This window comes from uncultured Algibacter sp. (assembly GCF_947495675.1).
GTDB lineage: Bacteria > Bacteroidota > Bacteroidia > Flavobacteriales > Flavobacteriaceae > Algibacter_B.
The window spans coordinates 70,945-91,740 of sequence record NZ_CANLZX010000013.1; the positions used below are offsets into that span (position 1 = coordinate 70,945).

General features: G+C 30.1%; 18 protein-coding genes and 1 pseudogene. 11 read left to right on the forward strand and 8 right to left on the reverse strand.

What is annotated here, in order from left to right:
* Positions 1 to 41: 41 nt before the first annotated feature.
* The 3 genes from Q0842_RS10395 to Q0842_RS10405 form a co-directional block, all read right to left on the reverse strand.
* The gene (locus tag Q0842_RS10395) at positions 42 to 494 is read right to left on the reverse strand and encodes a cold-shock protein (RefSeq protein WP_298497742.1); all 453 of its coding nucleotides are present in this window, start codon (positions 492 to 494) and stop codon (positions 42 to 44) included.
* A 199-nt stretch (positions 495 to 693) separates the two neighbouring features.
* On the reverse strand, positions 694 to 1,305 hold the full coding sequence (locus tag Q0842_RS10400) for a MarC family protein (RefSeq protein WP_298497744.1): 612 nt from the start codon (positions 1,303 to 1,305) through the stop codon (positions 694 to 696).
* Between the two features lie 146 nt (positions 1,306 to 1,451).
* Positions 1,452 to 3,011 carry a DEAD/DEAH box helicase family protein gene (locus tag Q0842_RS10405; protein WP_298497746.1) on the reverse strand — a complete coding sequence of 520 codons (1,560 nt, stop codon included), beginning with the start codon at positions 3,009 to 3,011 and terminating at the stop codon, positions 1,452 to 1,454.
* A gap of 264 nt (positions 3,012 to 3,275) precedes the next feature.
* Here Q0842_RS10405 and mgrA point away from each other — a divergent pair, with 264 nt between their 5' ends.
* Positions 3,276 to 4,289: an L-glyceraldehyde 3-phosphate reductase gene (gene mgrA / locus Q0842_RS10410; RefSeq protein ID WP_298497748.1), complete on the forward strand. Its 1,014-nt coding sequence runs from the start codon at positions 3,276 to 3,278 to the stop codon at positions 4,287 to 4,289.
* A gap of 3 nt (positions 4,290 to 4,292) precedes the next feature.
* On the opposite strand, the gene Q0842_RS10415 is transcribed toward mgrA, so the two are convergent.
* Positions 4,293 to 4,961 (reverse strand): hypothetical protein, encoded by a 669-nt coding sequence (locus Q0842_RS10415; RefSeq protein ID WP_298497750.1) that lies wholly within the window; start codon positions 4,959 to 4,961, stop codon positions 4,293 to 4,295.
* A gap of 638 nt (positions 4,962 to 5,599) precedes the next feature.
* On the opposite strand from Q0842_RS10415, the gene Q0842_RS10420 reads away from it, so the two are divergent.
* The 3 genes from Q0842_RS10420 to Q0842_RS10430 all read left to right on the forward strand — a co-directional run bounded on the left by Q0842_RS10420 (position 5,600) and on the right by Q0842_RS10430 (position 6,808).
* A complete protein-coding gene (locus tag Q0842_RS10420; protein WP_298497752.1) occupies positions 5,600 to 5,941 on the forward strand; it encodes a hypothetical protein in 342 nt (113 codons plus the stop codon).
* A 104-nt stretch (positions 5,942 to 6,045) separates the two neighbouring features.
* Positions 6,046 to 6,180, forward strand: a complete 135-nt coding sequence (locus tag Q0842_RS10425) for a hypothetical protein (protein ID WP_298497754.1) — start codon at positions 6,046 to 6,048, stop codon at positions 6,178 to 6,180.
* A 70-nt stretch (positions 6,181 to 6,250) separates the two neighbouring features.
* On the forward strand, positions 6,251 to 6,808 hold the full coding sequence (locus tag Q0842_RS10430; protein WP_298497756.1) for a biopolymer transporter ExbD: 558 nt from the start codon (positions 6,251 to 6,253) through the stop codon (positions 6,806 to 6,808).
* Between the two features lie 67 nt (positions 6,809 to 6,875).
* Here Q0842_RS10430 and Q0842_RS10435 read toward each other — a convergent pair.
* The 3 genes and pseudogenes from Q0842_RS10435 to Q0842_RS10445 form a co-directional block, all read right to left on the reverse strand.
* Positions 6,876 to 7,208: pseudogene (locus Q0842_RS10435) on the reverse strand (transketolase C-terminal domain-containing protein); the annotation flags it as partial.
* A gap of 51 nt (positions 7,209 to 7,259) precedes the next feature.
* Positions 7,260 to 8,645 carry a BspA family leucine-rich repeat surface protein gene (locus Q0842_RS10440; RefSeq protein ID WP_298497758.1) on the reverse strand — a complete coding sequence of 462 codons (1,386 nt, stop codon included), beginning with the start codon at positions 8,643 to 8,645 and terminating at the stop codon, positions 7,260 to 7,262.
* Between the two features lie 119 nt (positions 8,646 to 8,764).
* Positions 8,765 to 10,768 (reverse strand): dehydrogenase E1 component subunit alpha/beta, encoded by a 2,004-nt coding sequence (locus tag Q0842_RS10445; protein ID WP_298497760.1) that lies wholly within the window; start codon positions 10,766 to 10,768, stop codon positions 8,765 to 8,767.
* Between the two features lie 134 nt (positions 10,769 to 10,902).
* On the opposite strand from Q0842_RS10445, the gene Q0842_RS10450 reads away from it, so the two are divergent.
* The 6 genes from Q0842_RS10450 to Q0842_RS10475 all read left to right on the forward strand — a co-directional run bounded on the left by Q0842_RS10450 (position 10,903) and on the right by Q0842_RS10475 (position 16,397).
* Entirely contained in the window at positions 10,903 to 11,853 is a 951-nt protein-coding gene (locus Q0842_RS10450; protein WP_298497762.1) for a 2-oxoglutarate and iron-dependent oxygenase domain-containing protein, read from the forward strand.
* 59 nt (positions 11,854 to 11,912) lie between these two features.
* On the forward strand, positions 11,913 to 12,242 hold the full coding sequence (locus tag Q0842_RS10455; protein ID WP_298497764.1) for a translation initiation factor: 330 nt from the start codon (positions 11,913 to 11,915) through the stop codon (positions 12,240 to 12,242).
* 4 nt (positions 12,243 to 12,246) lie between these two features.
* Positions 12,247 to 13,191, forward strand: a complete 945-nt coding sequence (locus Q0842_RS10460; protein WP_298497766.1) for a DUF1835 domain-containing protein — start codon at positions 12,247 to 12,249, stop codon at positions 13,189 to 13,191.
* Positions 13,181 to 14,050 carry a nucleoside phosphorylase gene (locus tag Q0842_RS10465; protein WP_298497768.1) on the forward strand — a complete coding sequence of 290 codons (870 nt, stop codon included), beginning with the start codon at positions 13,181 to 13,183 and terminating at the stop codon, positions 14,048 to 14,050. Before Q0842_RS10460 ends, Q0842_RS10465 begins: the two co-directional genes overlap by 11 nt.
* Positions 14,051 to 14,063: 13 nt before the next feature.
* A complete protein-coding gene (locus tag Q0842_RS10470; protein WP_298497770.1) occupies positions 14,064 to 14,918 on the forward strand; it encodes a substrate-binding domain-containing protein in 855 nt (284 codons plus the stop codon).
* A gap of 105 nt (positions 14,919 to 15,023) precedes the next feature.
* Positions 15,024 to 16,397, forward strand: coding sequence for a TlpA disulfide reductase family protein (locus Q0842_RS10475; RefSeq protein WP_298497772.1), 1,374 nt, complete (start codon positions 15,024 to 15,026; stop codon positions 16,395 to 16,397).
* A 50-nt stretch (positions 16,398 to 16,447) separates the two neighbouring features.
* Here the strand turns inward: Q0842_RS10475 and Q0842_RS10480 are convergent, their stop codons facing one another.
* Positions 16,448 to 18,007 (reverse strand): NAD(P)H-hydrate dehydratase, encoded by a 1,560-nt coding sequence (locus tag Q0842_RS10480; protein ID WP_298497774.1) that lies wholly within the window; start codon positions 18,005 to 18,007, stop codon positions 16,448 to 16,450.
* Between the two features lie 342 nt (positions 18,008 to 18,349).
* Here Q0842_RS10480 and thrA point away from each other — a divergent pair, with 342 nt between their 5' ends.
* Positions 18,350 to 20,794 (forward strand): bifunctional aspartate kinase/homoserine dehydrogenase I, encoded by a 2,445-nt coding sequence (thrA, locus tag Q0842_RS10485; RefSeq protein ID WP_298497776.1) that lies wholly within the window; start codon positions 18,350 to 18,352, stop codon positions 20,792 to 20,794.
* Positions 20,795 to 20,796: the final 2 nt, after the last annotated feature.

Consider the following 20,796-nt stretch of genomic DNA (forward strand, 5'->3'; position numbering starts at 1 on the left):
TTTTGTATAATGAAACTCTAGATGTTAATCTAGAATATTATTTAAATTTTCTTAACCCTTACAGCATTCATGCCTTTTTGTCCACGTTCTAACTCGTAAGTTACTTTATCGTTTTCCTCAATATCTTCAAGTAAACCACTAACATGCACAAAATATTTTTCTTGATTTATACTATCAATAATAAAACCAAAACCTTTAGAATGGTCAAAGAAAGATACTTTTCCTTCTTTGTTTGCTGGCTCCTCTTCTTCTCTATCTTCTTTCTTAGGGATGCCAAGCTCAATAGACTCTGCCTCAACCTTTTCGCGCATTGCTGGGTCTGGCGGTGTATCTGTTAAATTACCATTAAAGTCTACATAAGCAAACTGAATTCCTTGTGGGTTTTCTTTAGCTTCAGCCTTACGTGCTTCTTTCTTTTTTTGCTTATCTTGTCTTTTCTTTAAGCGTTTTTTTTCTTTTTCAATTTTGTTAAATGTTACTTGCGATTTTGCCATAGTTTTAAATACTCCTACTGGGTTTTATAAATTAATAGAACGTAAAGATACGCCTTATTTTCATGATGTTATAATAATCAACAAATTAATAGTACTAGGGTTAGAAAATTACATAAAGAATAAAGTTAGGTTATTACTTGTTTTCTTTAAAAGCGTTAAGAGTACTATTTTGTTTTTCAAAAATTAATCAAGAATATATTTAAACATTAGTAAAGTAACTACTAATACCACTTAAAATACTTTGTACAGCATAAGAAGCTAGAATTAGCCCCATAATTTTACTTAATACTGTAATACCATAATCCCCTATTCTTTTTTGTAAATGATTTGCTGTTAATAGAATTAAGCAAGTAATACCTATAACAATTAATACGATACCTGTAGTTATAGCTTGTTGTTGTATGGTGTATATATGATTGTTAGTCATTAATACAACAGCTAAAATTGCTCCAGGAGATGCTATAGAGGGTATTGCAATTGGAAAAATTGTAACATGCTTATAATCGGTAATTTGTTTTTTCTCTTGTTCTGGTTTGCCATCACCAAAAATCATTGTTAAAGCAAATAAGAAAAGGATAACGCCTCCCGAAATTTGAAAAGCATCAAGTGAAATCGACATACCCTCTAATATCAATTGTCCAATTACAATGAAAAACAATAGTATTAAAAATGCTATTATTGATGCTCTTACGGCAATTTTCTTTTTATGTATTAAATCAAATTCTCTGGTTGCTTCAAGATAAACAGGAATTGATCCAATGGGGTCAATTACTGCAAAAATGAAAAATATAGTTGTTAAAATTTCGGCCATTTATTTTAAGTTTTTGAAAATTTCATGATTACTTCATAAAATATAAAAACATATTGCGAATATAATCCAGTTTATGAATTTTATTCGGAGTTAGATGATATTATTAATAAAGTTAAACGAAATACTATTAATGTAAAATAAACGTATTAATCCTCAGGTGGATATCCATGAATTTGCTCAAAAACTTCGTCGAAATTTTGACGTAAATAAGAATTTAATTTTTTTCTGTAATCACCTTTTAACCAATCAACAAAGTTATAAGTACTTTTACTAATACATTTAGTGTAACGTTGTATCCTAAAATCTATATCGTCGCCAAGTTGTTTTGCTAATGCAAGCGCATCATAAACATCTTCGCTGTTTTCAATACAAATTTTACCGTGTTGTTCTATAGAACGCTCTAAAACTACTTTTGATGATTCGCCGTTTCTTATAGAATCAACATAGGTTTTTTGAATATCGAAATGTACATCTTCAGATTTTGCAAATTCAGCACGTAAGGCATCTGGCATTTCATATCTAAAGTTACTTTCTAATTCATCATCTGTTAAAATAGAATCTAGATAATATGTAGGCGATTTAAATATACGTTGCCAATCTAAACCATCGCCCCAAGGACCAAATCTGTGAAAATTGTTTCCTAAATCGATAACAGAAAACGACTTCTTGTCTTTCAAAATACGCGATCCACGACCAATCATTTGGTAATAAAGTGTTAACGATTTTGTTGCTCTGTTTAAAATAATACTTTCAACAGTTGGTTCATCAAATCCTGTTGTTAAAATACTAACCGAAGTTAATATAGCGTCAGGTGTTTTTTTGAACCATTTTAAAATCATGGCACGCTCCTTTTTTGTATTTGTATTATCTAAATGGGCAACAGGATATCCAGCTCTTCTAAAGGTGTCATACACATGTAAAGATGTGGTAATACCGTTGTTGAAAATTAATGTTTTTTTACCTTTTGCACGTTCTTCATAAGCTTGTAATAGCTTGGATAACATGTCGTTATCTGTATACAGGTCTTCTGATGATTTAACAGTATAATCACCATTGGCACCAACTACTAAAGAAGTTAATCCAACATTGTAAGTAAACATTTCTGCACGCGCTAAAAACCCATTTTCGATAAGTGATTCGATACTTTCACCAACAATTAATTCATCATAATTATCGGTCATTGGTAACTCAATGCTTGAGCTTAATGGGGTTGCAGTAACTCCTAAAATAAACGATTTACTAAAAAACTTAAATAATTTGGTAAAAGAGTTATAATGGGCCTCATCAATGATCACTAAACCAATATCAGAAATATCTAGTTTATCATCATTTAATCTATTATTTAAAGTTTCAACCATAGCAACAAAACAACTAAAGTCTGCTTGATCACTTAAATCTGCCTTACTATCTACCACTTTATTGTACACACCAAATTCTGTTAGCATGTTAGAGGTTTGCTTACATAATTCAATACGGTGAGTCATCACTAACACTTTCTTTTTGTGATGTTTTAAATATTGTCTTACTATTTCAGAAAAAATAACTGTTTTACCACCACCTGTTGGTAATTGATATAGTAAATGATAATCTTCTGGAGATTCCTCAAAAGCTGTAAAAATTTTATCTATTGCTCCTTTTTGGTAGCTATACAGACTTTTTCCTTCTGCTCTTTCTTCTAATTCTAATTCTGCTTTTGTGCTCGACATATTTTAAATTTTGCAACGTGCAAAAATAACATCTTTAAAGGGTTTCTCAATCATGATTGCCATGAAATTATTCAAGTAATATTAACAGTCAAAATAAATTACATAAATATTAGCCAATGTTTTTTATTTATTACTAATCTAAACTACTGAAAAACAATTCTTTTAAGCGCTATTAAATATTGCTTATAATATATTTTTTAATAAGATTTTATAAAATTTAAATTAAATGAATTTATACATTTGTTACTCTTAATCTATTATTCTATGAATACAAACACAAAATCTGAAGCGAATACCTATATAGCAAACAATGTTAGATATGATTCTATGACTTATAAACGTACAGGAAAAAGTGGTATCCTTTTACCTGCAATTTCTTTGGGGTTATGGCATAATTTTGGTTTTGTTGATGACATTAATAATGGTAGAGATATTTTAAGAACAGCATTTGATTTAGGAATAACTCATATTGATTTAGCTAATAATTATGGTCCACCTCCTGGTTCTGCTGAAGAAAATTTTGGGACTATTTTAAAACAAGATTTTAAACCATATAGAGACGAGTTGTTTATTGCTACAAAAGCTGGTTATGGTATGTGGTCTGGGCCTTACGGAGATTTTGGTTCTAGAAAGTATTTAATTTCTAGTTTAGACCAAAGTTTAAAACGTATGGGGTTAGATTATGTTGATGTTTTTTACCATCATAGACCAGACCCAGATACACCTTTAGAAGAAACAATGGGTGCCTTGGCTGATATAGTTAGACAAGGCAAGGCATTGTATGCTGGTATTTCTAATTACGGCCCTGAGGATACTCAAAAGGCTGCTGAATTACTAAAAGAATTAAATGTGCCTTTTATTTTGAATCAAGCTAGATACTCTATGTTTGATCGTTGGGTTGAAGATGGCCTTTTAGAAACTTTAAAAGATAATGGTGTTGGTTGTATTGCTTTTTCTCCTTTAGCTCAAGGTATGTTGACGGATAAATACTTAAATGGTATTCCTAAAAACTCTAGAGCTGGTAATGATTCGGTTTTCTTAAATGCTGAAATAGTTTCTGATAATATTGAAAAAATTAAAAAGTTAAATGCTATAGCAAGCAATCGTGAACAAAAATTATCTCAAATGGCAATTGCTTGGATATTAAGACAGCCACAGGTAGCTTCTGTATTAGTTGGTGCAAGTTCTTCTAATCAATTAAAAGAAAATGTAAAAGCTTTGGATTGCTTGGATTTTTCTGAAGATGAATTGCAATTGATAGATGAAATAATTAAATAAAAACTACTCTTTAACAACAATAATAGTAGCCTTTACACCTGTAGCAAGATTCCATTGGTTGTGCGAAACGACTATACCTTTGTCGTCTACAACTTTAAACTCTGCAGTATTTGGTCCAGATTCACCTTGGTTTAATGCAATAAAATCTATTTTGTTAAAACCTTTTTGTAAATCAAGTTTAAAGCCCGTAAAACCACCCATTAAAAAAACTCTTGCATGTATTATGTCATCATTAACGCGTACCTGTATAACATCGCCATCAACGTACCCATGGTCTCTATAAACAATATTAACAAACTTTGCATTAACTTTTATATCACCAAAGTATTGATCGACTTTACTTCCATTTCTTAAAGCTAATTCTTTTTCGTTAAGTTTTAAATTTTCTAAGTTTTTATCAAGTTGCTTTGTATACAATTCTCCAGGATTCCCAAATTCTTCTTCTGGAAACATGGAAAACTCTTTTTTTGGTAATTCTAGTTTTGGAGCTATTTTGGGCCTATTTAAACCAATGTTGGTTTCGTTTTCTATAGGTTTTGAAGGAATAACATCTGCAGAATCTTTTTCGTTTTCAATAGCAGGAATAGAAATAGACTTCTTTTTACTATCTATTTGTGCTTGTGTAGATAGCGTTAAACCAATTAAAAAAAGAAATAAAACATACTGTTTCATCAAAATTTTACATTTTTTTATTTGAATAGAGGTCATATTATTTTTCAAATATATTTGTTTCTAATAAATACAACCCTAAATTATTATATTATTTAATAATGCTTTAACAATAACCGTTCCTAAAACTTATAATTAGTAATAATTACTACTTCCCTCCTTACCTAAATAGTTAAAATTTGTTAATTTATTACTTTGTTATGCATAGTACTGTAACAAAATATAATTATAGTCGTCTATCTTAATATAACCAAACAAAACAATATTAATCATCAATTAAAATCAAAAAATCATGAGAACATTAAACAACAATCAAATTACAGGAACTTTAATAGGAACTAAAAGTAACACTTGGAATAGTAAAAGACGTCATAGATAATTAACAACTCAGTATTAGAAATCAACAATTCAGACATATAGATTACTAGACATCAATATCTTAAAATACATTTGTACCATAATTAAATCATTAATCAATCAAAATCAAAAATCATGAGAACATTAAACAACAATCAAATTACAGGAACTTTAATAGGAACTAAAAGTAACACTTGGAACCGCAAAAGACGACATAGATAGTAATCCGTCTTTTAAAACCAAAACTTTCATCAATCAATCAATCAATCAATCAATCAATCAAAATGAAAACAATCAAAACCATATTATTGGCTACTATTTTAGTGTTTAGTAGCCATGTTTCAGCAATCACAGAAAATCCAAAAAATGAATTTAAATCAGTTTCAGAACAAATTGAGAATTTATTAAAAGGTTCAGAATTAGTTATTTATAAAGATGTAGGCGTTAAATTGAAATTTAAATTAAATGAAAATAATAAAATTGTCATTTTAACCAACAATTCAAATGATTATTATATTTCAGAATTTATAAATAAGCGGTTATACTTAAAAGAACTTAAAATAGACAAAAAAAACGCTAACAAATTCTATTATGTACCTATAAAATTTATTTCAAATATAAATTAGTAAAGCATTATTTTTTTTAAGCTATTAATAAAATAAAGACGTTATAAATTAAGTAACGTCTTTATTTAACAAAAACTTTCATCAATCAATTTAAATCAATCAAAATGAAATCAATCTTAAAAATATCAAGGCATATAAATAACATAACAGAAGAAAATTTATTGAATAGTAAACGCATCATAGATTTTCGAACTTCACAACATGGAGTCTGGAAAGGCTCGAAACGTTATGTGCATTAGCTTAAAAATCTTATAATTATGGTATTGTTTTTGTGCATTAATCAACACATTAACATTTAAATCTATAATTATGAGAAACTCAAAATTAGTACCTGAAGTAAATGCGGGGTCTATGGCAGACATCGCATTTTTATTACTTATCTTTTTTTTAGTTACCGCCACAATTTCTTCTGATGAAGGCATCAATAGATTACTCCCTAGAGAGTGTCCGCCAGAAATGGATTGTTCTAGCGATATTAATGAACGTAACATTTTGCGAATTATAATTAGCAATAATGATGAAGTTATGGTTGAAAATAAGATCATTCCATTAGAGAGTCTTAAAGACATAACTAAAACCTTTTTGGATAATAATGGCGATGGTAGTTGTGCCTATTGTAGCGGTTTAAAAGATGTAAAATCATCTGATAGCCCTAAAGAGGCCATTGTATCATTACAAAACGGAAAACAAACCACTTACAAAAGGTTTGTGGCTGTTCAAAATGAATTAACCAAAGCGTATTATGAATTACGACAAACGTATAGTTTGAATGTGATTGGAAAGTCTTCAGATAAGTTATCAAAAATCGAAATGAAACAAGTTAAAGAAGCTTATCCGTTTATACTTTCGGAAGCTGAAACAAAGTAAATTATTTAAATGATTGAGCTACTTTGGCGGCAACCTTATTAGCTCAATTACTTTATGTATTATACTATTAATATGCTAAAAGCGCTTTCAATTCACTTTCAAATCTATGTTTTGGAAGATATTGTTGTTCTAATTGGCTTGCAAAAGGAATAGGTGTTTCCATACTTGCTACATGTTTTACAGGCGCATCTAAATATTTAAAGCAATGTTCCATTATCCCTAAGGAAATATCGCTAGCAATGCCACCATAAAGTGAGTCTTTTTGAAGTATGATAGCTTTTCCTGTTTTCTTTATGGAGTTATAAATTGCCTCAACATCTAAAGGTTGAAGCGTTCTTAGGTCTATCACATCTGCTGAAATTTCAGGATTATTATCCAAGGTTTCTAAAGTCCAATGTACAGCAACAACATATATAGTGATTGTAATTTTAATTTATTGGTTTTAAAAAATTTAATATTTTAAAAACTGTTGTGTTTCACTATTTGCAATATTTAAAAAGTAGATACCGTTTACTAAAGTCTCAACATTAACAGTTGTGTATATGTTATTAAGGCTTCCTTTTAAAATAACTTGCCCTAAAACATCACAAATTGTATACGAGTTATTTATAAAATTAGCATTAACTTTAATAGTTAAATCACTTGATACTGGGTTAGGGTAAATGGAAAAGGCAAAGTCATTAAAAGATTCTACATCTAGACCAGAACAATCAAACCCCCCGTCTGTAATAGTCCAATTATAAACATTTCGTAAAGTATTACGAGCATCTTCACTATTACAATACTTAGAATTACCTCCATCGAAGCTAGTCAACTTTTTAGGGTTTTGAGAGGCCCAGCCTAAAAGTATCGCATCATAGTTGGCAGTAGAGAGAGTAACACCATAAAACATTCTTCGCATTTCAGTCACACTGCTCACATCCCAAGCACCAATATCTTGGTTAAAGGATTTAGCACCATTAAACATATTAAAAAAACTATTCACATTACTCACATCCCAACTACTTATATCTTGGTTAAAGGATTGAGCACCGGTAAACATAGACCCCATAACAGTCACACTACTCACATTCCAAGCACCAATATCTTGGTTAAAAGATTTAGCACTTCTAAACATAGAACCCATAAAAATCACACTACTCACATCCCAACTACTTATATCTTGGTTAAAGGATTGAGCATATGTAAACATAGAACCCATTTTAGTCACACTACTCACATCCCAGGCACTTATATCTTGGTTAAAAGATTCAGCTTTAAAAAACATACCACCCATATTAGTCACACTACTCACATCCCAAGCACCTATATCTTGGTTAAAGGATTGATCATATGCAAACATAGATTCCATATCAGTCACACTACTCACATCCCAGGCACTTATATCTTGGTTAAAAAATGTAGCCTGCCTAAACATCCTAGACATATTAGTACATAATGAAAGATCTGGTGCTTTCGTTGGAAAGTTATTTAGAGAACCACAACCTTCAAACATTGAAGACATACTGGTCCATTTTTGTGTGCCCCATTGTTGCACTGCTTTTAATTTATTACTACCTATAAATTTTAAATACGGAAAAGTCCCCGTGAAACTTATACTATGGTCTCCAGCGGTAACGTAATCATGTGAAGGTGTATCTGTTGCTGTATAAGTATTTGTGGCACTACCATCACCCCAATCTATGGTGTAATTTGGAGCATCTGGTTGAACGGGTAGTGTAATCCTTTCACCATCAGTAGTTGTTTCCACAGTAATTATAAAAGCATCTGGGTTTTGTGCGTTGATTAATAATACATTATAAACCAAAAGAAGTGATATTAGTATAATTCGTTTCATAGTAACTAATTTTAAATCCTAATAAAATTAACTAAACTAATGAAAGTGCTAAATGATAAAAATCAGTTGGTAAAAAATTGTATTTATTAATGTAATTACAAAGAAAACAAGCTGTAAAACTAAAAAGCTAATAGCGCTTTTAGTTCACATTCAAATCTATGTTTTGGAAGATATTGTTGTTCTAATTGGCTTGCAAAAGGAATAGGTGTTTCCATGCTTGCCACACGTTTTACAGGCGCATCTAAATATTTAAAGCAATGTTCCATTATCCCTGCGGAAATATCGCTAGCAATGCCACCAAAAAGTGAGTCTTCTTGGAGTATGATAGCTTTTCCTGTTTTCTTTACAGAATGATAAATTGTCTCTACATCTAAAGGTTGAAGCGTTCTTAGGTCTATCACATCTGCTGAAATTTCAGGGTTATTATCCAAGGTTTCTAAAGCCCAATGTACAGCAGCACCATATGAAATAATAGTTATGTCATTTCCTAACCTTAATAGAGATGCTTTACCAAAAGGCAAAGTATAATAATCTACAGGTACCTCTTGACGAATACTTCGGTATAAGCCTTTATGCTCAAAAAATAACACAGGATTTGGATCGTTAATGGCTGTATTTAGTAATCCTTTAGCATCATATGGAAACGCCGGATATACTACTTTTAAACCAGGTGTTTTAGTAAACCAAGCTTCGTTAGTTTGCGAATGAAATGGACCTGCAGCTATACCTCCACCGCAAGGCATTCTTATAACCAAATCGGCATTTTGATTCCAACGGTAATTAGATTTTGCTAAATAATTTACAATAGGATTAAAACCAGAGCTTACAAAATCTGCAAATTGCATTTCAACAATACTTTTTATCCCAGCAATAGATAAGCCCATAGCGGTTTCAACTATTGCAGATTCACAAATTGGAGTGTTTCTAATTCTGTCATTTCCAAATTGTTCTAAAAAACCATCAGTCACTTTAAATGCACCACCATACTCTGCAATATCTTGTCCCATAATAACTAAATCGTTATGGTGTAACATGCTTTGTTTTAAGCTATCAGAAATGGCATCAATAAATCGAACTTCTTTAACGTTTTCATTGTGTTTAATCTCTTGATATTCAAAAGTTTTAAAAACATCATGTAATTCTTTACTTTTATCGGGTACAATATCTTTTTCTGCGAAAGCGACTTCTAAATGTTCGTTAATTTCTTGTACAATAGTTTCTTTAAAACGAACTTCATCTGTTTCATTTAAAATATTATTATCTTTTAAAAAGGCTTGAAAATTTAATATGGGATCTTTAGCTGCCCAAGTATCCATAAGGTATTGAGGTACATATTTTGTTCCACTAGCCTCTTCATGGCCTCGCATCCTAAAAGTTTTAAACTCTAATAAAATGGGTCTTGGATGTTTTCGAATATCTTCTGCTAGTTGGTTAACTTTTGTGTAAACTTCAACAACATTATTACCATCTATAATATGAGATTCCATACCATAGCCTATGCCTCTATCTGCAATATCTTTACAGTTATATTGCTCTTTTGTTGGAGTAGATAAGCCATAGCCATTATTCTCAACACAAAATAAAACGGGTAATTGCCATACAGAAGCTACATTTAAAGCTTCATGAAAATCGCCCTCACTTGTGGCACCTTCACCGGTAAAAACAGCAGTAACTTGATTTTTGTTTTTTAATTTTGAAGCTAAAGCAATGCCATCGGCAACACCTAATTGAGGGCCTAAATGCGAAATCATACCTACAATTTTGTATTGTTGCGTTCCAAAATGAAATGATCTGTCTCTACCTTTTGTAAAACCAGATGCTTTGCCTTGCCATTGGGAAAATAATCTATATAATGGGATTTTTCTAGTAGTAAAAACACCTAAATTTCTATGCATTGGTAATAGGTATTCATCTTTTTGCATTGCCATGGTTACACCAACAGAAATAGCTTCTTGACCAATACCCGAAAACCATTTACTAATTTTACCTTGACGTAATAAAATAAGCATCTTTTCTTCTATTAACCTAGGTTTTAACATGTTTAGGTATAAAGATAGAAGTGTTTTATCGTCTAATTTCCCAGTATTGTAAATTATGTTAGATGAAGATTTTGATACTTTCATAAAAAAATACTTATTTCACTATCAAATATACTATAAATACTATTTATTTATTAAAAAAATTACATATAACTCAGTATCCAATACTTTGAATGTTTTTGTACATTTGTGTTATACACATTTTTAAAACACACCTTATGAATACTATACCAAGTGTTAATTTAAAAGACTTTCTTTCAAATGATCCCGTTAGAAAACAAAATTTTGTAGATGCCATAGGGAAGGCTTACGAAGAGATTGGTTTTGTGGCACTTAAAGGTCATTTTTTAGATGATACTTTAGTTGATAATTTATATAAAGAAGTTAAAAATTTTTTTAGTTTACCAACAGAAACAAAACAGAAATATGAAATTCCTGGAATTGGCGGACAACGTGGTTATGTGTCTTTTGGGAAAGAAAGTGCAAAAGGCAAAAAAGAAGGTGATTTAAAGGAGTTCTGGCATTTTGGTCAATATGTTGAAGATAATGCTAAACTTAAAGCTGAATACCCAGAAAATGTAACTGTAGATGAGCTTCCAGCCTTTAATGAAATTGGTAAAAAAACCTATAGAATGCTAGAAAAAACAGCAAAATATGTTTTAAGAGCTTTAGCCTTACATTTAAATTTAGATGAAAGTTATTTTGATAATTATATTCATAACGGAAACTCTATTTTAAGGCCAATTCACTACCCTCCAATTACTCAAGAGCCAGACGAAGCTGTAAGAGCAGCTGCTCATGGTGATATTAATTTAATTACACTTTTAATGGGTGCTCAAGGAAGAGGTTTGCAAGTGCAAAACCATAAAGGTGAATGGATAGATGCCATTGCTGAACCTGATGAATTAATGATTAACGTTGGAGATATGTTATCTAGACACACCAACAACAAACTAAAATCTACAATACATCGCGTTATAAATCCACCTAAAGAACTTTGGGGAACATCTCGTTATTCTATTCCATTTTTTATGCATCCTATTAGTGATATGAAGTTAGATGTTTTAGACGGTTGTATAGATGAAAACAATCCAAAACAATTTGATGATATAACAGCAGGCGAATTTTTAAATGAGCGTTTAATAGAATTAGGACTTAAAAAGAAATAGTTTTAATTCAGTTTTTTTGGTAAAACATTAAAACGAATACAAAACTGTAAACTAAACTAATGGATTTACAAGACCAACTTAAAAATTTATTTCCAGATCATGTTGAAGAAGAAACAACTTCTGAAACAAAAAACAATTCAGGTATTTGGATGCAAGAAGACCCCATACTTTGTAAGTATGAAAAGCGTAAAGGTAAACCAATAACTATTCTTGAAGGCTATACAGGAGCTACCGAAGATTTTAAAATACTAGCTAAAGAAATAAAAACTAAACTTAGTGTTGGTGGTAGTTTTAAAGATGATAAAATTATAATTCAAGGAGATTATAGAGATAAAATCATGCAAATGCTAAAAGAAAAAGGGTTTAATGTAAAACGTGTAGGCGGATAAATTTATGAGCGAAAAGACACTCCATATTACAAATGGCGGAAACCTAAGTAAATATTTAAACGAATTAGAAATTGTTGGAGAAAAAATTACTTGGCAAGAAATGCTATGCGAAGGGCCAACTAAAGAAACTATTCATACCGATGAGCATATTGAATTAAGACGTGCTTTTTTTAATGATTTCTATAATGTTGATTTAGATTTAGAGCAAATCGACTATGTTTTAAATAAACAGTTAAGTAACCCAGAACGTTACTCTGAAATTGTACTATGGTTTGAGTATGATTTGTTTTGTCATATTAATATGATTGCAGTTATTAGTTTGCTTCAACAAAAAAAAATAGACCTTCCACTCTATTTAGTTTGTAGCGGAAGAGTGTCTGGTAGTAAAACTTTAAAAGGTTTACCAGAATTAAATTCTGAGCAACTTTTAAATCATTACAGAGATAAAGTATTATTAAATGAAACGGATGTAGATTTAGCTACAACAGTTTGGGGTATTTATTGTGGTAAAGATCATAATTTATTAAAACCATTTATTGTACAAAGTTCTTCATTTAAATATTTAAGTAATTGTTTAAAAGCACATCTTGAACGTTTTCCAGATTCTATTTCTGGATTAAATATTTTAGAAAGAAACATTCTAGAAATTATAAGAGATAATACAATAAAATCGAAACATCATTTATTAGGGTACGCTCTCAATTATCAGGGCTATTATGGCTTTGGTGATATGCAATTAGAGCGAATTATAGATATGCTAAATATGTTTTATACTGAAGCTGAAGATTCATTAACTCTAAACAGATCTGGTCACGAAGCTTTACTTGGACAGTATAATTTTTCAAATCAATTAGACAATAACATGACTTTTGGTGGAGTGAAAAAACATGATTTTTATTTTAACAAACAATTAAATAAACTAGTTAAAAAAGTTACAAATGTCAATTAAAGAATCGGAACTTATATTAAATCCAGATGGTAGTATTTATCATTTGAATTTGAAACCAGAAAATATTGCAAAAACAGTCATTTTTGTTGGAGACCAAGATCGAGTAAGTAAAGTAACTTCACATTTTGATTCTATTGAATTTGAAACTCAAAAACGAGAATTTAAAACACAAACAGGTAAATATAAAGGGCAACGAATAACTGTTATTTCTACAGGTATTGGTCCAGATAATATAGATATTGTTTTAAATGAATTAGATGCGCTTGTTAATATAGATTTTAAGACAAGGAAAGTAAAAGATGAGCTTACAAGTCTTGATATTATTAGAATAGGTACTTCAGGGTCGTTACAAAAAAGCATTCCTGTTGATAGTTTTGTTTTAAGTACGCATGGACTAGATTTAAATGGCATGCTTCATTCTTATAAAATAAGCACAGTTAGTAATCCAGAAATAGAAGAAGCCTTTATTAAGCAAACCCATTGGCATACTAATAAATCAAGACCTATAGTTATTAAAGGCAGTAGTAAATTACTAAATAAATTAGAAAGCAATATTACTCATAAGGGTTTAACCGCAACAGCTGGGGGGTTTTATGGTCCCCAAGGCAGAGTTTTAAGGTTAGCAATTCAAGATTCAGAATTAAATTCTAAAATGGACGTTTTTAAATTTAAAGATATTTGCATTGCTAATTTTGAGATGGAAACTTCAGCTATATTTGGATTAGCAAAACTATTAGGACACGAAGCCATGTCAATAAATGCCATAATTGCAAACAGAGCTGTAGGCACGTTTAGTAAAAACCCAGGTAATGTAATAAAGAACTTAATTGCTTACACACTAGATAAAATTGTAGAATAAACCAATTGATTTAATGAAGAAAGTAAATATTGGTGGTGTACCAGAACATTTTAATTTAGCATGGTACTTAACACTAAAAAACAGCGAATACAAAGATGAAGATATCAATTTACGCTGGCATGATTATTATGGCGGTACAGGTGCAATGTGTAAAGCACTCAGAAATGGAGATATTGATATTGCTGTTATTTTAACCGAAGGTATTATTAAAGATATTATAGATGGAAACCCAAGTAAAATAGTACAAACATTTGTACAAACACCACTTATATGGGGTGTTCATGTAGCTCACAATTCAGATTATAAAAAAGTAGAAGACTTAAAAGGCACAAAAGCTGCCATTAGTCGTTATGGATCAGGGTCACATTTAATGGCTTATATTAATGCTGAAAATAACAATTGGGATTTAGAAAAAGACTTAGATTTTGAAGTAATTAAAAATCTTAATGGTGCCGTTAAAGGTTTAACAGAAGGCAAAGCAGATTATTTTTTATGGGAAAAATTCACCACTAAACCACTTGTTGATGATGGTGTGTTTAGACGAATAGATAATTGCCCATCACCATGGCCATGTTTTGTTATTGCGGTAAGAAATGAGTTTATAGATAATAATAAAGAGGAATTAAAAACCATTTTGAATATTATTAATAACACAACCTCAGATTTTAAAGACATCCCTAGTATTGATAAATCTATAGCCAATCGATATGAGCAGCAATTAGAAGATGTACAAGAATGGTTAAGTATAACAGAGTGGTCTCAAGAGTTAATTGATAAAAAAACAGTTATGAATGTTCAAAAAGAACTGTTTGCCTTAAATATTATTCCAGAGATTGTAGAATATGAAAAACTTACTCTTAAATTATAATTAATATTATTAAAGCTATTCTTCCAAATAATGTTAATTATTCATCAAAATAACTACGGGAGCATAACTATTTTCTATTTTTGAAACTTAATTAAAAATTAAATAATGAAAAAATTACTTTGTATAGCTTTTGCTATTGCTTTATTTGGATGTAAAAATGAAATAAAGCAAGATTATGCTATTATTACTGGAAAAATTATTAATAAACAAGCTGGAGATTTAACTATAAATAGTGAAGACAGAACTATTAAAGAAAAACTTGAAGTTACCGAAGATGGAACTTTTATTGATACATTAAACACAGATATTAAATCTTATGTGCTTTTTGATGGTGTTAATCCAGTATTTCTAAAAATTGAACCTGGATATAATTTAAATATAACTTATGATGCTACCAATTTTGATAAAACTATTTCTATAACTGGAGTGGGCTCTGAAATTAATAATTATTTAATTTCTAAAAGAAAGGTTGAGATGGAATTATCTAAAAAAAGTGCAGAGTTTTTTGTACTAACTGAAGATAAATACAAAGCAAGTGTTTTAGACTTTAAAAAATCGCAAGAAGAGTTGTTAAATAGCACAAAAGAGTTACCATCAGATTTTATTGCAAAAGAGTTAAGAAATATAAATTATGGGTATTTAAGTAAATTAAACACCTATGAACGAGGACATCAGTATTTTACTAAAAATCAAGAATTTAAAGTATCTGAAGGGTTTTTAAAAGAAGTAACAGAAGTAGATGTTAATAATATTGAAGACTTTGAGTTTTCGAGTAATTATAAAGAAATTGTTATAGACCATTACAGCGCCAAAGCAAGAGAATTGAGTGAAAAAGAATCCATTGCTTATGATTTGGCTTTTATCAAAACAGTTAGTGCTATAGAAAGCGAAACGATTAAGAATACATTACTTTTTGATTTTGTAAACTTTAACATGTCGTATTCAAATGATATTGATGCTTTTTTCAAAGCTTTTACCGAAAATTCAACAAATGAGAAAAACAATAAATTAGTTTCAGAGAAGTATGAAAAATTAACATCGTTAAAAGAAGGGAAACCATCTCCAAAGTTTGTTAATTATGAAAATCATTCAGGAGGTAAAATGTCTTTAGATGATCTAAAGGGAAAATATGTTTATATTGATGTTTGGGCAACTTGGTGCGGACCATGTATACAACAAATACCGCACTTACAAGAGGTTGAAAAGAAATATCATGACAAGAATATAGAGTTTGTTAGCATTTCTATTGATAAGAAAAATGATTATGAAAAATGGAAATCAATGGTAAACGAAAAGCAGCTTGGCGGTATTCAATTATTTGCAGATAACGATTGGAATTCTGCATTTGTTCAAGAATATCAAATACAAGGTATTCCAAAATTCATTTTGATTGATACAAAAGGTAATATTGTAGACTCGAATGCTCCAAGACCTTCAAGTGAAAAATTAATTGAACTATTTGATAAACACAATTTGTAAAATAAAACAGGAAAAATAAAAAAGCCGCAATTTGCGGCTTTTTTTTTATTTTATTGTTGTTGAGGTTCTTCTTCCTGTTGTTGTGACTGTGGTTGTTCTGGTTGTTTAAATAAATCTAAATAAGCTTCGCCTAAATAATCTATAACATGACTAGAAATTAAACTCTGATAACCAAAATCTTCAACTGCTATATCTGCAGATTTCCCATGTAAATAAACTCCAATAATAGTTGCTACTAGAGGATTATAACCTTGAGAAATTAAACCAGTAATTATTCCTGTTAAAACATCTCCGCTGCCTGCAGTAGATAATCCTGGATTGCCTGTTGTATTAACATAAAGTTTATCTTCATAAACAGTAATACTATTTGCGCCTTTAACTAATATAATTACTTTGTGTTTTTTTGAAAAAGCTTTTATTTTATTCAATTTATCAAAATCATCTTTCCAAGATCCAATTAAGCGCTCTAACTCTTTAGGGTGTGGTGTTAAAATTGTGGCTTCTGGTAATAATTTTAATAACGATTTCTTTTTTGAAAGTATATTAATACCATCGGCATCAATAACTAAAGGAGATTTGTTAGTTTTTAAAAAAGCAGTAAAAGCAGCTATCGTTTTAGTATCAAGCCCTGCTCCTATTCCAAAAGCAACAACCGTAGGTTCTATATCAAATTTTATTGAAGTTATTTTTTCTTCATCATTATCTGTAATAACCATAGCTTCTGGAAAAGACGCTTGTAAAGCATGATAACCACATTTAGGGATATAAGCTGTAATTAAACCAGCACCAGCTGATAAAGCCGCTCTACTTGCTAAGGTTACGGCCCCTATTTTACCATAACTACCTCCAATTATTAATGAATGGCCAAACTGCCCTTTGTGCGAAAATTTTTCTCTTGGAATGTGATTTGGTAATACTTCTAGTTTTCCAATTAATTCTACCTCAGTTTGTGTAGTAAATAAAAACTCTTGGTCTAAACCAATATCCAAAACCTCCCATTGCACAGTATATTTTGCAGTTTCAGGTAAAAAGAACACCAATTTTGGTGAGGCAAAACTTAAAGTAAATCCAGCCCAAACTACAGCATCTTCGTCTTCTACAGCCTTATCAGGATAAAGACCAGATGGAATATCTATGGCTAAGGTAAACGCTTTACTTTCTCTAAAACGCATAAATAAATTCTTAACCCATTCATCTATAGGTCTATTTAAACCAATACCAAATACAGCATCAACAATAATATCATCTGGGTGTATCTCAGGAAAATCGTCTGAACAACTTAAAAGTACAGGCCATTTTTTTGTAACATTTTTAATTCTATCATAATTAATTAAAAAATCTTTAGACCGTTTATCGCTACAATTAATAATATAAGTGTTTACATTATAACCGTGTGTAATGAGATGGCGTGCTAAAACAAGTCCATCACCACCATTATTTCCTATACCACAAAATACATGTACAGGTACTTGAGCACCTTGCATTCTTGTATGTATCCAGTTAAAAATTTGAGTACCAGCGCGCTCCATTAAATCTGTTGATGTAATTTTTTGTCTTTCAGCGGTTAGTTTATCACCCTCGTAAATCTGTTCTTTAGAAAACACTTTCATATTTGTAATTATAGATTTTTCATTTCTTATAACAATTAGTCGTTTTTTTTAAACGAATAGTGATTGAAGATAAGAATTTTGTAAAAAAGTTATTTTAGTTTTTTTATAAGGCTAAATGTAATACTTTTGAAGAGTATTATATAACTATAATGAATCATTTCAACCAAAATATACTTCAATTTGTGTCTTTTTTAAAAAAAGAGACAATATCTATTTTTGGTACAACAACAAATACTACAACCCTTTGGGGTTACTAGTTATATATATTCCGCAGACTATTTTTGTAATTTCAAAAAATTACAATATTTCAAGTACTATTTTTAATTTACAATGCATTAAAACATGAAAGTTTTAAAATTCGGAGGCACTTCGGTAGGCTCTTCAAAAAACATAAATAACGTTATAAATATTTTAGAAAGCTATGGTAAGACAGATACCATTGCTTGTGTAGTTTCTGCAGTTGGTGGTATTACAGATAAATTACTTTTAGCAGGTAAACAAGCCCAAAATAAAGACCAAACTTTTTTAGAAACTTTTGAGGGAATTAAAGAAAGACACTTTAACATTATTAAAGAGTTAAACCCAGAAAACAACAAACCAATTTTAGCGTTTGTTGAAGAAAAATTAAATAGTTTAAAAAGTTTATTAGAAGGTATTTTTTTAATTAATGAATTATCTCCTAAAACATCAGATAAATTAGTAAGTTTTGGTGAATTACTATCATCTTTCATTATAGCTGAAACTATGAAGAATAGAGGTTTGTCTACTGATGTGAAAAACTCACAGGAATTAGTTATTACAAACTCTAACTTTACTAAAGCAGAAGTAGATTATAATATAACCAATCAAAATATTAAAGATTATTTTAAATCTGCTAAACAAAATATTACAATTTTACCTGGTTTTATTTCAAAATCTAAAATAGGAGAAATTACAACGCTTGGTCGAGGTGGTTCAGATTTTACTGCAGCTATTGTAGCAGCGGCATTACATGTTGAACAGTTAGAAATTTGGACAGATGTAAGCGGTATGTTTACAACTAATCCAAAATTAGTAAAACAAGCCTACCCCATTGATAAAATTTCGTACCAAGAGGCTATGGAGTTGTCTCATTTTGGTGCTAAGGTATTGTACCCACCAACGGTACAACCTGTTCTTAATTTAGAAATACCTATTCATATAAAAAATACTTTAGAACCTAATGCTGTTGGAACTATTATTTCAAATGAAGACACAAAATCAACATCACCAGTAAAAGGTATAAGTAACATTAGTAATATTGCGTTGTTAACTTTAGAAGGTACGGGCATGGTTGGTATTCCTGGATTTTCAAAACGTTTATTTGAAACCTTATCTCAAGAAAAAATAAATGTGATTATGATTACTCAAGCATCATCAGAGCATTCTATTTGTTTAGGTATTGAAGATAAAGAAGCCAATAATGCAAAATTGGCCATTGATGTCGCATTTGAAAATGAAATTGCTTTAGGAAAAATTGAACCTATAATTGTTGAAACGGGTTTATCTATTATTGCGCTAGTTGGTGATAATATGAAAAATCACCAAGGTATTAGCGGTAAAATGTTTAGTAGTTTAGGACGAAATAACATAAATATTAGAGCTATTGCACAAGGTGCTTCAGAAAAGAACATAACTGCTGTTATAGATGAGAAAGACGTAAAGAAAGCTTTAAATACCCTTCATGAACAGTTTTTTGAATCTAAAACAAAACAGCTTAATGTTTTTATAACTGGTGTTGGAAATGTTGGTGAACGTTTGGTTGAGCAAATTAAAAAGCAAAAGAAGTTTTTAAAAGATAATCTTAAAATCAATCTTAGAGTTATTGGTTTATCAAATTCTAGAAACATGATTTTTGATGAATCTGGAATTAATTTAAAAGATTGGAAAGAACAATTAGCCAAAGGTGAAAAAGCAACATTACAAGGCTTTTTTGAAAAAACAAAAGCATTAAATTTACGTAATAGTATTTTTGTAGATGTAACCGCAAATGCAGCAGTAGCAGGTTTGTATGCACAATATTTAAAAGAAAGTATTGGCATTGTAGCTTGTAATAAAATAGCTTGTTCAAGTGATTTTAATAATTATAAAGAATTAAAAAGATTATCACTAGAGTATAATGCTCCATTTTTATTTGAAACTAATGTTGGTGCAGGTTTACCTATTATCGATACACTAAGTAACTTAATTGCTTCTGGTGATAAAGTAAATTCAATTCAAGCCGTTTTATCTGGAAGTTTAAATTTTGTTTTTAACAATTTTAATGATTCCACAAAATTTTATGATGTTGTAAAACAAGCTGGAGCAGAAGGCTATACAGAACCAGATCCAAGAATTGATTTAAGTGGTGTTGATGTAGCTCGTAAAATTTTAATTCTGGCTAGAGAAAGTGGCGTTGAAATGAATTTAGAAGACATAGAAAACAAATCATTTCTATCTGAATCAGGTTTAAAAAGTGATAGTGTTGATGATTTTTATCAAACATTAATTGATGATGAAGCACACTATCAAAGTTTATATGCTTCTGCTAAAGCGAACAATTGCCAATTAAAATATGTTGCTAAATTTGATAATGGTAAAGCAAATGTTAGTTTACAGGAAATACCAGTAGGTCATCCATTTTATAATTTAGAAGGAAGTGATAATATTGTAATGTTCTATACTGAACGCTACCCTAAACAACCTATGATTATTAAAGGTGCTGGTGCAGGTGCAGAAGTTACTGCTTCTGGTCTATTTGCAGATATTATTAGACTTGGAAACGATTAACA